This is a genomic window from Acinetobacter sp. 24-47-47, assembly GCF_057737035.1.
Window position 1 is genome coordinate 458,256 of record NZ_CM173216.1, and the last position, 13,286, is coordinate 471,541.

Consider the following 13,286-nt stretch of genomic DNA (forward strand, 5'->3'; position numbering starts at 1 on the left):
TACATTATCCCTTCAAACCATTGCTATGCCTGCAGATACCAACTGGAGTGGGGATGTTTTTGGTGGTTGGATTGTTTCACAAATGGATTTGGCTGGAGCTATTCATGCAGAGCGTTATACAAAAGGTCGCTGTGCAACCATTGCAATTAATCAAATGACATTCCTTGTGCCTGTTAAGGTGGGTGATGTCATTAGTTGTTATACTAAAATTTTAAAGCTCGGAAATACCTCAATTCAAATGCAAATTGAAGTATGGGATAGTCACGACTCTTCACGTCCAGCGAAAAGAGTGACAGAAGGTGTTTTCACTTTTGTTGCGGTGGATGTGAAAGGGGCAAAACGCCAGATTCCAGATGATGTTAAACAAAAGTTTCAAGAATCTCTAAGCATCTAATCACAAAAAATCCCAACATCGTTGGGATTTTTTATTAGGGAAACTTTTTTTAGGATCAATATGATCATGAGCTTTATTGCTTAAGTTGAGATTTTGCAATCCAAGCCCAGAGCATTTCACATTGAATTGGCTCTTCGCCAGATTCATCTGTCACGATCACCTTGACAGGGGTTTCACCTTTTTCAGACTCTTGCATCTGTTTTTGTTGATCATCAGTCAATGTAGCGACTGCAGTCATCGCACCTTTAGATGGGCGTTTGAAATCTACTTTTAAACTTTTTATTAATACGATTGAGGTATCGGGTACATTCATGCCCGTAACAAAGCCTGTAGCTGTTTCAGCGATCAGCGCCATTGCGCATGCATGCACTTGACCAATATGATTTTGCATTGCTTTATGGTTTTCGATTTTAACGACAACTTTAGCATGACTAACTTCAAGATAACGTAATTTAGCGGTTCCCACCATTGGAACGACACGGCCGAAAGCTTTGCTCCATAAAGTACTACGGATACCTTGTGGAAACTTAGAAGTCGCTTTTACTAACTTAGATAAACGATTGCCTTTTGCCATGATCAGTTCCTATGATGGAGCAAAGAGATTAGTCTTTGAAATTGTTAAATTGAAGTGGGATACCGAATTGTTGTTCTTTTAAGAACGCCATAACTTGTTGTAAAGTATCGCGCTTCTTGTCAGTGACTCGGATTTTATCGCCCTGAATAGAAGATTGCACTTTGATACCACTTTCTTTAATGGCTTTATTAATTTTTTTTGCTGTATCAGAGTCAAGACCGTCTTTAAGTTTAATCACTTGAATGACATTTTTGCCAGATGCTGTCATTTTTTGCGGATCTAGTGCTTGAACGTCGACCTTGCGTTTATAAAAATGATTTTCCAGCATGTTGTAAACTTGCTCACATTGGAAGTCACTTTCAGTCGAGATCTTAATTTCTTTATTTTTTTCGTTTAATTCGATCGAAACGTCTTGACCACGGAAGTCGAAACGCGTTCCGATTTCCTTTTGTGTGTTTTGAACTGCATGATTTACTTCAAAAATCTCTAATTCTGAAACAATATCGAAAGATGGCATAGTTTAGACCTTTACAAATAGAAAGAATATCTGAGATGCTAGGGATGTTTTCTTCATTTGCCAAGTGTTGTTTACATCAAAGGAGTGCGCAATGATCCGTAAACAAGAAATTACAACATTTGAGTTCCCAGCTGACGCGATTATCTGGGATGTACGTGATACAAGTGCTTATGCTGAAGCACATGTGAAAGGAGCGGTGAACCAACCGATTTCCACACTTTCAGCAGAAAGCCTGACTCAAGTTGCAGCGGATCAACCGATTTACATTTTATGTGGCGGCGGAAGTAAAGCACCACGTGCTGCAGAACTATTAGAAGGCTTTGATAGTTCACGTGAATATGTGGTCTTAATGGGTGGTACTCGTGCTGCTCGTGAGGCAGGATTACCTTTAGAGCAAGGTTAATCATGGTTGAGAAAAAGCGCCTTATGGCGCTTTTTTAGTTTCAATAAATCATGGTGATTGAGTTTTAGCCTGAAAATATGGCTTCTTTATTCTTATTTTCTTTCTAAATCGATGAACATTGAGTTTATTGAGTAAAGTTTCAGATACAGGGCATGCTGTTTTTAAGATTTGAGCCACTAGAATTTCAGCACACAAAGGAGCAAATAAAAAGCCTTTAGAGCCCAAACCTGAGAGTGTATAAATCTCAGTATCAGATTCAACCTGACCTAAAAGCGGAAAATAATCCTGACTTTGTGCACGAACAGAAGCTCTACCATGCCAAGAATGATGGTCAGGAAATTGTGCAGCAATATCTGGTGCGAGATCTGCAAGTAACCTGTAGTTATGTTCATGATCTTCATCAAGAACATCTTGATCATCTCGATTAGGGTAAAAAGAAGCACCTAAAATGATTTGATGATCATTTAAAGGCATACAGTAGCCACCATAGCTATATGCTTCATGTTTCTTGAACTGTGAAGATGAAACATGATTAAACCAGCTAACTTGACCACGTATCGGTTTTAAAATTGGAAAATCATCAAAGAGATTCATACTTTCACGGGCACAACAAATAATCACGTGGTCAAATTGATATTGTTGTCCAACATGATCTGTTATACCGACTTGATGATTGGCAAGTCGGTCCCACGATTTGATTGTCGCTTGCTGAAATTCGATCAGTTCATTCGATAAAATTTCTTTAGCCAAATCATGCGGTCTGATTGTTCCAGCCTGTTTCAGGGTGAGGAATGCTTGGTTGAACAGGCTGTTTTCAGCGGCAGAATTTGCTTCGAGTATGTTTTCTGGATATTGATTTGCAAGATCGAGAAGTTCATCAACGTGTTTAAGAGGGATTTGATGGACTTGTGCTTCGTCAAAGGCTTTAAATTTTGAATAATGGTTCATCGCATGTTGCCATGCTAATGTCATCAAATGATCGGCACTTTGTTCAATAGGGCAGAGTTTGGGATTCAATAAAGCCAGAGGATTTCCTGACGCGCCACTTAATGGCTCATGGTGGTCAAATAGGCGGACGCGGTGACCTCTTAATGCAAAGGCATAGGCACAACTTAAACCCGCAATTCCAGCGCCTACAATGCCTATACGGCGTTGAGAACTTGAGTGTGGTTTGTATTGGTAATCTTCGGGAGAGAGTTCACTTTTTTCAGCCTCTTCGTCTAAAGGCAGTAAAACTCCCTTTAGCATTTCACGTTTGTGTCCGAACCCTTTTGGGCGTGTAATTTTCACGCTGTGTTTTTTTAATCCTCTTTTGAGGATGCCAGCAACACTGAAAGAGGCAAAAGTAGTTCCAATATCTGATAGTCGAATAATTTGATTCAGAACTTGTTCTTCCCACATATCTGGATTACAGGCAGGAGCAAATCCATCTAAAAACCATGCATTGACAGTGCTAGTTTTGGCAATGGCTGGAAAAACATCGTGTGCATCACCTAACCAAATATCAATACTAAAACGCTCATCTGGAAAATGAAGGCGGTGGCATCCTGCAATCGGCAGTGGATATTGGGCAATGAGTTGATCTGATAAATGTTTCAGTTCAGGCCAAGCATTTAAAGCTCGGATCAGATCAGCCTTGCTCAGTGGAAATTTTTCCACCGTAATGACATGCAGTTGACTATGATTATTTGGACGAATTAATTGCCAAAGTTGCCAAAGAGTGAGGATATTTAAACCCGTGCCGAAGCCAGTTTCTCCGACTGTGAAATGTTCAAATGGTTTTAAGTCCGATAGGCGTTCATGTAGATCATTACCATTGATAAAGACATGACGAGTTTCAAGAAGGCCATTGGCTTTTGAAAAATAAACATCACCGAAAATTTTAGAAACTGGAATATCGATTCCATCAACGAGTTGCCAATCGAGATCAGCAGTTTGAATGGCCTGAGTCAAAATTTGAAACCTTTGAAAAGCGTGTCAGTGGTTTACCACTGACGACGTCGTTTTGTATAGATGTAACTGGCAATAATAAAGCCGACAAAAATACCGACAGCCATTGTTGCTGCACCGTACAAAAACATTTGAGCACTACGTTCACTTTGAAGCACCTGAATTTGTACACCTAAATTATCATTTTTTAGTTGTAATTCTTGATTCTGTGCTAAAGCTTCTAGGTTTGCTTTTTCAAGCTGTTGGAGACGTGTTGCTTGGTCTTTGACTAAAGCCTTTACTTTTGCTTCTTGAAGCGCTTTATTTCGTGCAATTTGTTCAGCTGTAAGTGGCTTTGCAGGCGTAGCTGTTGCTGGCTGAGACTGTGCAACTGGATTCGCTGGTGCAGCAGTAGTTGCTGCGGGTTCAGCCCAAGCTGAAGATACCAATGCAAAACTGATGAAAAGAGCAGAGCGTGTCAAATTCATCATCTTATTCATGTGGTAATGCTTTATTAAAAGGTTTTACGTCAATGCTGGCATAAATACCTTCTTTTAAAAAAGGCTCATCTGCTAACCATTCATCTAACGCTTCACGGCTTTCAAAATCTAAAATAAGGGTGCTGCCATAAAATCCAGCTTGTGGGTTATTACGAACTTTTGGCATCGCGCCAGCGACGATTACGCGACCTTCCTCAGCCAGTTTTTCAAGGCGTGCAAGGTGTTGTGGGCGTGTTGCTAAGCGTTTTTCAACAGTACCTTCTTGGTCGGTACACGTCACTACAAATAAGGGCATGGCGAAATCTCTATATCCTCTTTCAACACGATTATTCTTCTGCAGATTTAAAGTGTTTTCGTAAAATGATGAATTGAATAATGATAAATGAAAACATCACAATCATGTCACCAAAAGCAGTAAATTCACCCCAATATTTTCCATCCATGAACACGAAAGCAAAGAAAATATGCAATGATGCCATACCAACAAACATCGCGGCCCAAGCATAGTTTAAATTTTTCCATCCCTGCGGTGTTAAATTTAAAATAGGACCAAATAAGCGTTGAATGAGAGGTTTGCGGTCTTTACCAAAATAAGGTGAAATTAAGAAAGCACCAGCAAATACAAAATTCAAGATCGCTGCTTTGAGACGAATATAAAAATCATCACTCAACATGAGAGTAATCCCACCAAAAATCACCGTCATAAATAAAACAATCCATTGTTGTTTATCAAGGTGAAATTTTTGACGGACAAATAATGCGCCGTAGACCACGAGCATAGAAATGATTAAGCCCGTTGTAGCAACGAGAATATGGTTATTATCGACGCCACCTGCAGAGCCGATCCATTGCAGTAAAGGGTGATTGTTATCTTTGGGATCGACAGTTTTGTAAAGCCAAAAGAAAATTATGAGTGGCACAAAGTCTAAAAGTGCTTTCATGTTAAAGTATCTATGCAGTTCAGGTGGATGGATTAGTATAAAAGATGCAAGGCGTAGATTTACACACACATAGTAATATTTCTGATGGAACTTTGTCGCCAGAGTTACTGGTTCAAGCTGCGCTCGAAAAAGGGATACATACCCTTGCACTGACTGACCACGATAGCATGGATGGTTTGGTTTTGGCTGAAAAAGTTGCAAAAAATCAACCAATTCAAATTATTTCAGGTGTGGAAATTTCAAGTCAGTGGTCTAGACCTTCGACCAAAAAAAGTTATGGTGTGCATGTGGTCGCACTGAATATGCAATCACCTGATCCTTTGCATAAGCTACTAGAACAACAAAAGATAATTCGAGCTGAACGTGCTCAACTCATCTGTGAATTGTTGAAGCCTCTTATTGGAGAGGATATTTACGCGGATGTGGTTGCGAAGGTCGAGGGTATACCTGATCGTGTGACACGAACCCATATTGCGAAGACGCTGGTCGAGAAGGGTCATGTTTCACGTCCGCAACAAGCTTTTGACAAATATATCAAGGAAGGTAAAAAAGCTTATGTTCAGTTTGAAGGACTTGGTCTGGAGGAAACGATACGTGTAATTCATGAGGCTCAAGGGTTTGCTGTTTTGGCACATCCTACCCGTTATGATTTATCTGCGACGAACATTCGTTATTTGATTGAAATATTTGCACGTTACGGAGGCGACGCAGTTGAGTTGCCACCTGCGATTGAGCCTACCTCGACGCGACAAATGGTAGACCGAATGATTGCCGAATTTGGGCTTAAAGTATCAGTTGGAAGTGATTTCCATGGAGATAATATGCCATGGATAAAATTGGGGAATATCCCTCAAGTGAAAGAGGGACAGGTTGGCATCTGGGAAAGTTTTATTGTATAGAAATTCTCTTATAACAACGGATAAGAGAATTTTAGGCGTTGATCAGACATTAAGTTGTCATGAATCAAAGTAAGTTGTGATCTTGGGCTTGGATCGGTGGAGGAGTTGGTTTTCCTAAAGTCCCGAGTAGTTCAATCTCGATTGTACGAACCATGGCATCGAGTGGAAGATCATTACTTTGCGTACCAAAAGGCTCTTCTATTTCAGAGCTGAGCGCATCAAGCCCCAAAAACGTATATGCTAAAATACCGACTAAAAGTGGCGTCGCCAAACCGAGCACCGAGCCTAAACTAAATGGAAGCATAAAACAGAAAAAATAAACGGTACGGTTTAAGAGTACTGAATAAGCATAAGGTAAAGGAGTTGTAGCAATACGATCACAGCCTGTTTGAACCAAACTTAATTCAGTTACATGTTGGTTCATTTGTGTATAAATAATGTCTGAAATTTCGCCTTCTTTCAGTGACTGCATCAACTCCCATTGAATCAAACTTAATGTGTATTGTGGTGCATTGGCTTGCTGGTAAAGTTGAGTTAAAGCTTGTGGGCTCATGCCACTGGTTTGATGCAAAGCATCGGGACTGACTGTTTGATGACGAAGACGGTCACGCAGTACGTTAGCAAAAACAATCATATGCTGAATTACACGTTCACGACGACCTTGCGGCAAGATCCGGCAGTCTCGATCGAAATGTCGAGCATTGGCGATTAAGCTTCCCCATAATTTACGCGCTTCCCACCAACGGTCATAACATGCCGAATTTTTGAAACCTAAAAAAATCGACAATACTACTCCGATCAGTGTAAACCCAACCAAAGGAATTTCAGGGAATCTATAGAGATTTATATATTCAATTCCCCCCACGATTGCTGAAATCAGCATAACGATTCCAAGTGGAGGTAATACCTTCGGTAAGATGGTTCCACGCCATGAAAATAATAGTTTTAGCGTATCGGTTTGATCACGAACAATCATGTAAATCAATCTTTCATTTTTCTATGATCTTCACTAGTTCAGCGAGTATTGTCAATGATAAAAAATGGAAACTTCGAGCAATTTTATTCTGTAATTTATAGACTTATTCTCGGATCAGTTGGTGCTCCATAAAAGAGTAGCTGCCTTCGGTGGAAATGATGACATGATCGAGTAATTTAACCTCAATTAAATTGCAAGCTCTACTTAAAGATTTCGTCAAATTGATATCGTCAATTGAGGGCTGAGGAATTCCTAAAGGATGATTGTGTGCAATAATCACAGCACTCGCCTGAGTGTGGATGATATGTCGAATAAACTGATTAATTGAAACTGCACAGTGGTTAGTAGAACCAAAGAATAATTTTTTAAAATTAATTTTTCTGAGCCTTGCATCTAAACAGAGTACCGCGAAAATCTCTTGAGATTCGCCAATAAGTTCATAGCGAAGATAATCTTGAATTAAATCAGAGCGACTTAAATCAATTTGTTGGTTCAATTGATGTTGCAAGTAACGCCGTCCAAGCTCTTTTACAGCCATCAATTGAGAGTATTTAGTGTCTCCCATGCCATGGAACATGCGAATTTCGTCTATCGATGCATCAAACACTGCATTTAAGCTTCCAAAATGTTGCAACATCAATCTTGCTAATTCGACCGCAGAATGTTGTTGAGATCCTGATCTTAAAAAGATGGCGAGGAGTTCTGCATCAGAGAGGCTATGAGCACCTTGGCGGAGTAATCTTTCTCGCGGTCGTTCTTGTTCGGGCCATTGTTTGATCGAATTATTCATTATTATTCACTGTTTTAAATTATTTTAACTTTTGAATATTCACCAAGGTATATCTTGGGTGGCAGAATATTTAATGCTATTGTGAGCGCCACTGCAATAAAAAGGTGACGTGATCTTGAGTTTTGATCTTAGTGTGTTCTCCAATAAAAATATTATTCTTGCTGTTACTGGTGGTATTGCTGCTTATAAAAGTGCCATCTTAGTACGCCGACTTAAAGATTACGGATTTAATGTCCGAGTTGTAATGACTCAAGGTGCCCAAGCTTTTATTACGCCGCTTACCTTTCAAGCATTGTCGGGTAATCCAGTACATACTGAACTTCTAGATACAGAAGCTGAAGCTGGAATGGGGCATATCGAATTAGCACGATGGGCGGATTTGGTGCTTGTCGCTCCTGCCAGTTGTGACAGTATTGCTAAATTTGCTTGCGGACTAGCGGATGATTTACTCAGTACACTCTATTTGGCAACAAAAGCACCTGTTTGGATCGCACCAGCCATGAATCAACAAATGTGGGCGGCTAAAGCAACACAGCGCAATTTGAGTACTTTGGTCGATGATGGTGTGCATGTCATTATGCCTGAGGCGGGTTCTCAAGCGTGTGGCGATGTTGGATTAGGACGTATGCCTGAGCCTGAAGATTTAGCTGAACAGGTACGAGAATATTTCCATAAAGCGCAGCGTGCAATTGCAGAAAAATTTGGCTTGCTGGCGGGTAAAAAAGTGACGATTACAGCAGGTCCCACTCGAGAGGCAATTGATCCAGTGCGCTATATTTCAAATCACAGCACTGGAAAAATGGGGTTTGCTATTGCTGCTGCATGTTATTCAGCAGGTGCTGAGGTGACACTGATCGCGGGTCCTGTCAGTTTAGATACACCGAATGGGGTGAAGCGTTTAAATGTATCTTCAGCGAGGCAGATGCTTGATTTAAGCATGAATCAGTTGGAAACAGGATGTGATGTATTTATTGCGACAGCTGCCGTAGCGGATTATCGTGTTGCAGAAGTTGCGGAACATAAAATCAAAAAAGCTGGTGATGAGTTAGCTGTCTCTCTTGTTAAAAATCCTGATATCGTGGCGACGATAGCTTTGCAAGACAAACGTCCATTTATGGTCGGTTTTGCAGCTGAAACGCGTAATGTTGAAGAATATGCCGCAGGTAAATTGGTGGCTAAGAAACTAGATATGATCGCATGCAATGATGTTTCAAGAGCGGATATTGGTTTTGCTTCAGATGAAAATGCGATGACTGTGTTTTTTGCTGAACAATATGAAATGGAAAAACGTGATCTTGAAAAAGCTTCAAAGCAAGAAATTGCACAACAATTGGTTGAAGCTATCCATGATGCATTACATCAAGAAAAACGACCTGTTTAAATGTAGGATATAAAAAAGACCGCAAATGCGGTCTTTTTTATAAGGGTAAACTTAATCAGACGATTAAGCTTGACCTTCAGCAGCTGCAGCTTGAGCGCGTTGCATGTTCGCCTCAAACTCAGCATCAAAGTTAATCGGTGTAAGAAGTAATTGAGGGAAGCTACCTTTAGTTACAAGATCGTTCACCGCTTCACGAAGGAATGGGAACAAAATATTAGGGCAATAAGCACCAAGAATGTACGGAAGACGTTCATCTTCAACGCCATCAATCAAGAAAATACCTGATTGTGTTACGTCTACGATAAATGCAGTTTCACCTGCATTCGCAGCTTGTACAACCACTTTTAAAGAAACTTCAAAATGAGTTGGATCTACTTTTTCAGCTGATGAAGAAAGATTGATGTTTAACTCAGGTTGCCATTCTTTTGTAAAAACCGCAGCACCAGGAACTTCAAAAGAAATGTCTTTTGTATAAATACGTTCTAATGCTAATTGTGGTTGAACTTGTTGTTCTTCACTCATTCTTAATTCCTTAGATTTAGTGATTATGCCAATAATTCGTCTAGTTTACCTTCACGCTCTAAAGCATAAAGTTGGTCGAAACCACCGATGAATTGATCTTTAATGAAAATTTGTGGCACTGTGCGGTGGTTGGTTTTTTGCATTAACTCAACACGAACCTCAGGTGCTTCTTTTGATAAATTAATTTCTTTGTACTCAATGCCTTTACGTTCAAGGAGTTGCTTTGCACGTACGCAATAAGGACACATCGTTGTTGAATATACAGTCACTTGAGCTGTCATTTTACAAACTCCTTAAGCTTTTTTGCTTTTTACTAAAGGTAAGCCTTGAGCTTTCCAGTTACTGATGCCACCGTCTAAACGATAACTATCTGTATGACCGACTTGTTGTAGAGCAGAGCCTGCAACTTGGCCTAAATTACAAATGAATACCAATGGACGGTCCGCAGCTTTTAATTCTTCAACATTTGCAGCAATTTGACTATATGGAATATTACGACTACCGCTAATATGACCTTCACGGAAATCTTTAGCATCGCGCAAATCAATCAGCATCGCATTTTTAGCTTTCACTAAAATTCCGAGCGATTGTGGAGAAATTTTACGACCACTACGTTGTCCTTCAAAAACGAAAAACAAAACAATAAGGGCCCCTAAAATTGCAAATAAAAAGGGGTGATTCCCCATAAATTCGAACCAACGTTCCACAAATCACCTAATGACTAATTAAAAACTGCGTTGAGTATAACGTATATATATGGTGATCAAAATCACCGCTTCAAGGGTGCACTTAAAGAAAACTAATTTTTTTGTTGCGCCTCAGTAATCTCATCAATTAGACGTAAATAACTTTCTAAACGTCTTTGTAAAATATCACCATTTTTGACACCTTCTTTAAGCGCACATTGCTTTTCGTGCGTATGGGTGCAATTGCGATACTGACAATGTCCTAAGAGTGCAGAAATTTCAGGAAAGCCACCATCGATTTTCTCATGATCTAGATGCCATAAGCCAAATTCACGAATACCTGGGGAATCGATTAAAGCACCATTTTCACCAAAACGAATTAAACGTGTTGAGGTCGTGGTATGTTGACCGAGTGCGGAGTTTTCTGAAATGACATTGGTTTTTTGATCAGCATCAGGAATGATGGCATTAATAAGTGTACTTTTCCCAACACCTGATTGACCTACAAATGCAACAGTTTGGTTGTCAATACGTTGAATCAACTCATCTAAATTACCATTGGATTGGGTCAGGATGAAATCATAACCAAGTTGACGATATTCTTCTGCTAACAGCAAAATTGGATCATTTTCTTTCAGTAAATCACATTTGTTTAATACTAATAAAGCAGGAATATTGGCATCTTCACATGCAACCAAATAACGATCAATTAGGGTTGGTGCAGGTTCTGGTAACGGTGCAATCACAATGACGATCAGGCTGATATTTGCAGCTACAGGTTTTACTTTGTGATAACGATCTGGGCGAGTCAACAAGGATTGTCGCGGTTGAATCGCTGTGATAATACCTAAGCCAGTATTTGGATCTGCTTGCCATTTTACGCGATCACCTGTAACCAATAATTCTAAATTGGTACGGGTATGACAACGCCAAACGCTATTCAGCTCAATAGGTTTCCAAAAAGGTTCTGGCTCACCTTCTTTGGTATCTGGTTTTATTGGATGTTGATCAGGCAAGGAGAGGGCTTGTACTTCGAGTTGTCGACCATAGTGTTGGACGACTAAGCCTTCTAAGTCGTGAGACGTGTCGAGTTCTTCTTGACGTGTTTGATGTTGTTTCTGAATACGACGTTGTTGTTGCTCTGTCAAACGACGCTTACGAATTAAAGCCATTCACAACCTAAAAAACCTTGAAATTTAGATGGCAAAAATAGCATGATGAGCCATGGATTTACAGCCAAGATCGGAATAATTTGCTACTATCCATCTTTAATTTAGCCCAATAAGATTGCACTTTATGAGCAGCACCCCTGATACCCGCTTAATTTGGATCGACCTTGAAATGACAGGGTTAGATACAGACAATGATCAGATTATTGAAATTGCAACGATTATTACGGATGATCATTTAAATATTCTTGCTGAAGGCCCAGTGTTAGCTGTACATCAGTCAGATATTATTTTAAATGCGATGGATGAATGGAATACACGTCAGCACGGGCAATCTGGACTTATTGAACGCGTACGCCGTAGTAAGTTAACTGCGCAAGATGCTGAGCAACAAACACTTGAATTCTTAAAAAAATGGGTCAATCCAAAATCATCTCCAATGTGTGGAAACTCAATTTGCCAAGATCGCCGTTTCTTACATCGTTTAATGCCAGAGCTTGAGCAGTTCTTCCATTACCGTAATTTGGATGTGTCTTCTGTTAAAGAGTTAGCAAAACGCTGGCGCCCAGAAATTATGAGTGGTTTAAAGAAAAATGCTTCTCATCTTGCGATGGATGATATTCGTGACTCAATTGCTGAATTGAAGTATTACCGTCAATATTTTTTCATCTCAAATAATTAAAACGTTCTGTTGAAATTTTAGAAAAGGGGCTAAGGCCTCTTTTTTATAGATTTTATAAATGATCTAAAGAACAAAGTATTAATTAAAATGTTTAAAAGTTGATAGCAAAAAATAAACTGACTTTTATGCTGATAGATCCCAGAATAGTGAAAATTTAAGAATGATAACAGAGACTAAGTTATGCAAAGTAGTAATCCGATTTTAACCCGTGTAGAGACTGTATCCAATTATCAACAACCCATGACCATTCAAGGCGCGATTCAGAAATCAGTTGTATTAACTGTGATTTCTGCAGCGGTGGGTATCGCGCTGTTTATTTATAGCTTTATGACTTTAAATGTCTCACTCGCTTATGCCAGTGCGATGGTGGGGGCGATTGGTGGATTCATTCTGGCACTCATTACTACTTTTAAGCCGAATACTGCTCGAACTTTGGCTATTCCATATGCTTTATTTCAAGGTGCATTTTTAGGGGGGATTTCAGTCATATTTCAACTGAAATATCCTGGTGTTCCTTTAAAGGCTTTGCTCGCAACATTTGTCACGACTTTGGTGATGTTCACGCTTTATCGTTTTCAAATTATTCGTGCGACTGAGAAATTTAAAGCGGTTGTGTTGTCAGCCACCATTGCGATTGCGATTGTATTTGTTCTCCAATTTATTATGAGTCTAGCTTTTGGTTCGAGCATTCCATATATATTTGATAATAATTGGCTAGGTTTAGGATTTGCAGCTTTTGTGGCCATTATTGCATCATTAAATCTAATTTTAGATTTCGACTTGATTGAAAATGCCGCAGCTCAATACGCGCCTAAAGCGATGGAGTGGCTATGCGGTATTGCCTTGTTAGCCACTTTAGTTTGGATGTATTTCTCTTTCTTGCGTTTAATTGGTCTACTGTCTAGTAATGACTAATGTCGTTC

18 protein-coding genes are annotated in these 13,286 nt (G+C 39.7%); 6 read left to right on the forward strand and 12 right to left on the reverse strand.

Annotated elements, in window-relative coordinates; all coding sequences use genetic code 11:
• Positions 1 to 25 precede the first annotated feature (25 nt).
• Positions 26 to 394: an acyl-CoA thioesterase gene (locus tag AC1M9E_RS02145; RefSeq protein WP_218945426.1), complete on the forward strand. Its 369-nt coding sequence runs from the start codon at positions 26 to 28 to the stop codon at positions 392 to 394.
• A gap of 73 nt (positions 395 to 467) precedes the next feature.
• Here AC1M9E_RS02145 and AC1M9E_RS02150 read toward each other — a convergent pair whose 3' ends face one another.
• Entirely contained in the window at positions 468 to 968 is a 501-nt protein-coding gene (locus AC1M9E_RS02150; protein WP_481608240.1) for a DUF4442 domain-containing protein, read from the reverse strand.
• Between the two features lie 28 nt (positions 969 to 996).
• Complete coding sequence (locus tag AC1M9E_RS02155; RefSeq protein ID WP_035269703.1) at positions 997 to 1,485, reverse strand: YajQ family cyclic di-GMP-binding protein; 489 nt, start codon at positions 1,483 to 1,485, stop codon at positions 997 to 999.
• A gap of 91 nt (positions 1,486 to 1,576) precedes the next feature.
• Between AC1M9E_RS02155 and AC1M9E_RS02160 the strand changes: the two genes are divergently transcribed.
• Entirely contained in the window at positions 1,577 to 1,888 is a 312-nt protein-coding gene (locus AC1M9E_RS02160; protein ID WP_092768890.1) for a rhodanese-like domain-containing protein, read from the forward strand.
• A gap of 48 nt (positions 1,889 to 1,936) precedes the next feature.
• Here AC1M9E_RS02160 and mnmC read toward each other — a convergent pair whose 3' ends face one another.
• From mnmC to AC1M9E_RS02180, 4 genes are read right to left on the reverse strand one after another with little or no spacing between them, the layout of a single operon-like run.
• A complete protein-coding gene (gene mnmC / locus AC1M9E_RS02165) occupies positions 1,937 to 3,841 on the reverse strand; it encodes a bifunctional tRNA (5-methylaminomethyl-2-thiouridine)(34)-methyltransferase MnmC2/FAD-dependent 5-carboxymethylaminomethyl-2-thiouridine(34) oxidoreductase MnmC1 (protein ID WP_481608239.1) in 1,905 nt (634 codons plus the stop codon).
• 32 nt (positions 3,842 to 3,873) lie between these two features.
• Complete coding sequence (locus tag AC1M9E_RS02170) at positions 3,874 to 4,308, reverse strand: SH3 domain-containing protein (RefSeq protein ID WP_481587235.1); 435 nt, start codon at positions 4,306 to 4,308, stop codon at positions 3,874 to 3,876.
• A 1-nt stretch (position 4,309) separates the two neighbouring features.
• Positions 4,310 to 4,612 carry a YciI family protein gene (locus AC1M9E_RS02175; RefSeq protein WP_481587137.1) on the reverse strand — a complete coding sequence of 101 codons (303 nt, stop codon included), beginning with the start codon at positions 4,610 to 4,612 and terminating at the stop codon, positions 4,310 to 4,312.
• Between the two features lie 31 nt (positions 4,613 to 4,643).
• Entirely contained in the window at positions 4,644 to 5,258 is a 615-nt protein-coding gene (locus AC1M9E_RS02180) for an inner membrane-spanning protein YciB (RefSeq protein WP_035269690.1), read from the reverse strand.
• Between the two features lie 44 nt (positions 5,259 to 5,302).
• On the opposite strand from AC1M9E_RS02180, the gene AC1M9E_RS02185 reads away from it, so the two are divergent.
• Positions 5,303 to 6,157 (forward strand): PHP domain-containing protein, encoded by an 855-nt coding sequence (locus tag AC1M9E_RS02185; protein ID WP_035269688.1) that lies wholly within the window; start codon positions 5,303 to 5,305, stop codon positions 6,155 to 6,157.
• 64 nt (positions 6,158 to 6,221) lie between these two features.
• On the opposite strand, the gene AC1M9E_RS02190 is transcribed toward AC1M9E_RS02185, so the two are convergent.
• Entirely contained in the window at positions 6,222 to 7,133 is a 912-nt protein-coding gene (locus AC1M9E_RS02190; RefSeq protein ID WP_035269686.1) for a bestrophin family protein, read from the reverse strand.
• A 103-nt stretch (positions 7,134 to 7,236) separates the two neighbouring features.
• On the reverse strand, positions 7,237 to 7,923 hold the full coding sequence (gene radC, locus AC1M9E_RS02195) for a RadC family protein (RefSeq protein ID WP_035269684.1): 687 nt from the start codon (positions 7,921 to 7,923) through the stop codon (positions 7,237 to 7,239).
• A gap of 115 nt (positions 7,924 to 8,038) precedes the next feature.
• On the opposite strand from radC, the gene coaBC reads away from it, so the two are divergent.
• Complete coding sequence (gene coaBC, locus AC1M9E_RS02200; protein WP_035269682.1) at positions 8,039 to 9,304, forward strand: bifunctional phosphopantothenoylcysteine decarboxylase/phosphopantothenate--cysteine ligase CoaBC; 1,266 nt, start codon at positions 8,039 to 8,041, stop codon at positions 9,302 to 9,304.
• A 63-nt stretch (positions 9,305 to 9,367) separates the two neighbouring features.
• Here coaBC and secB read toward each other — a convergent pair whose 3' ends face one another.
• From secB to rsgA, 4 genes are all read right to left on the reverse strand, one after another.
• Entirely contained in the window at positions 9,368 to 9,826 is a 459-nt protein-coding gene (gene secB / locus AC1M9E_RS02205; protein ID WP_035270796.1) for a protein-export chaperone SecB, read from the reverse strand.
• Positions 9,827 to 9,849: 23 nt separating this feature from the next.
• Positions 9,850 to 10,107, reverse strand: a complete 258-nt coding sequence (gene grxC / locus AC1M9E_RS02210) for a glutaredoxin 3 (RefSeq protein ID WP_035270794.1) — start codon at positions 10,105 to 10,107, stop codon at positions 9,850 to 9,852.
• A 12-nt stretch (positions 10,108 to 10,119) separates the two neighbouring features.
• The gene (locus AC1M9E_RS02215; RefSeq protein ID WP_035270792.1) at positions 10,120 to 10,533 is read right to left on the reverse strand and encodes a rhodanese-like domain-containing protein; all 414 of its coding nucleotides are present in this window, start codon (positions 10,531 to 10,533) and stop codon (positions 10,120 to 10,122) included.
• Positions 10,534 to 10,625: 92 nt separating this feature from the next.
• Complete coding sequence (rsgA, locus tag AC1M9E_RS02220; RefSeq protein WP_035270790.1) at positions 10,626 to 11,684, reverse strand: ribosome small subunit-dependent GTPase A; 1,059 nt, start codon at positions 11,682 to 11,684, stop codon at positions 10,626 to 10,628.
• Positions 11,685 to 11,808: 124 nt separating this feature from the next.
• On the opposite strand from rsgA, the gene orn reads away from it, so the two are divergent.
• Positions 11,809 to 12,363: an oligoribonuclease gene (orn, locus tag AC1M9E_RS02225; protein ID WP_035270788.1), complete on the forward strand. Its 555-nt coding sequence runs from the start codon at positions 11,809 to 11,811 to the stop codon at positions 12,361 to 12,363.
• A gap of 180 nt (positions 12,364 to 12,543) precedes the next feature.
• A complete protein-coding gene (locus AC1M9E_RS02230; protein ID WP_481587139.1) occupies positions 12,544 to 13,278 on the forward strand; it encodes a Bax inhibitor-1/YccA family protein in 735 nt (244 codons plus the stop codon).
• The last annotated feature ends 8 nt before the right edge of the window (positions 13,279 to 13,286 follow it).

What these genes read in the sequence shown, in the direction of transcription:
- grxC (WP_035270794.1), bottom strand. Translation starts at nt 10,107, where the DNA reads ATGACAGCTCAAGTGACTGTATATTCAACAACGATGTGTCCTTATTGC.
- rsgA (WP_035270790.1), bottom strand. Translation starts at nt 11,684, where the DNA reads ATGGCTTTAATTCGTAAGCGTCGTTTGACAGAGCAACAACAACGTCGT.
- AC1M9E_RS02145 (WP_218945426.1), top strand. Translation starts at nt 26, where the DNA reads ATGCCTGCAGATACCAACTGGAGTGGGGATGTTTTTGGTGGTTGGATT.
- AC1M9E_RS02180 (WP_035269690.1), bottom strand. Translation starts at nt 5,258, where the DNA reads ATGAAAGCACTTTTAGACTTTGTGCCACTCATAATTTTCTTTTGGCTT.
- AC1M9E_RS02175 (WP_481587137.1), bottom strand. Translation starts at nt 4,612, where the DNA reads ATGCCCTTATTTGTAGTGACGTGTACCGACCAAGAAGGTACTGTTGAA.
- secB (WP_035270796.1), bottom strand. Translation starts at nt 9,826, where the DNA reads ATGAGTGAAGAACAACAAGTTCAACCACAATTAGCATTAGAACGTATT.
- AC1M9E_RS02155 (WP_035269703.1), bottom strand. Translation starts at nt 1,485, where the DNA reads ATGCCATCTTTCGATATTGTTTCAGAATTAGAGATTTTTGAAGTAAAT.
- AC1M9E_RS02160 (WP_092768890.1), top strand. Translation starts at nt 1,577, where the DNA reads ATGATCCGTAAACAAGAAATTACAACATTTGAGTTCCCAGCTGACGCG.
- AC1M9E_RS02190 (WP_035269686.1), bottom strand. Translation starts at nt 7,133, where the DNA reads ATGATTGTTCGTGATCAAACCGATACGCTAAAACTATTATTTTCATGG.
- AC1M9E_RS02230 (WP_481587139.1), top strand. Translation starts at nt 12,544, where the DNA reads ATGCAAAGTAGTAATCCGATTTTAACCCGTGTAGAGACTGTATCCAAT.
- AC1M9E_RS02170 (WP_481587235.1), bottom strand. Translation starts at nt 4,308, where the DNA reads ATGATGAATTTGACACGCTCTGCTCTTTTCATCAGTTTTGCATTGGTA.
- AC1M9E_RS02185 (WP_035269688.1), top strand. Translation starts at nt 5,303, where the DNA reads ATGCAAGGCGTAGATTTACACACACATAGTAATATTTCTGATGGAACT.
- orn (WP_035270788.1), top strand. Translation starts at nt 11,809, where the DNA reads ATGAGCAGCACCCCTGATACCCGCTTAATTTGGATCGACCTTGAAATG.
- radC (WP_035269684.1), bottom strand. Translation starts at nt 7,923, where the DNA reads ATGAATAATTCGATCAAACAATGGCCCGAACAAGAACGACCGCGAGAA.
- AC1M9E_RS02150 (WP_481608240.1), bottom strand. Translation starts at nt 968, where the DNA reads ATGGCAAAAGGCAATCGTTTATCTAAGTTAGTAAAAGCGACTTCTAAG.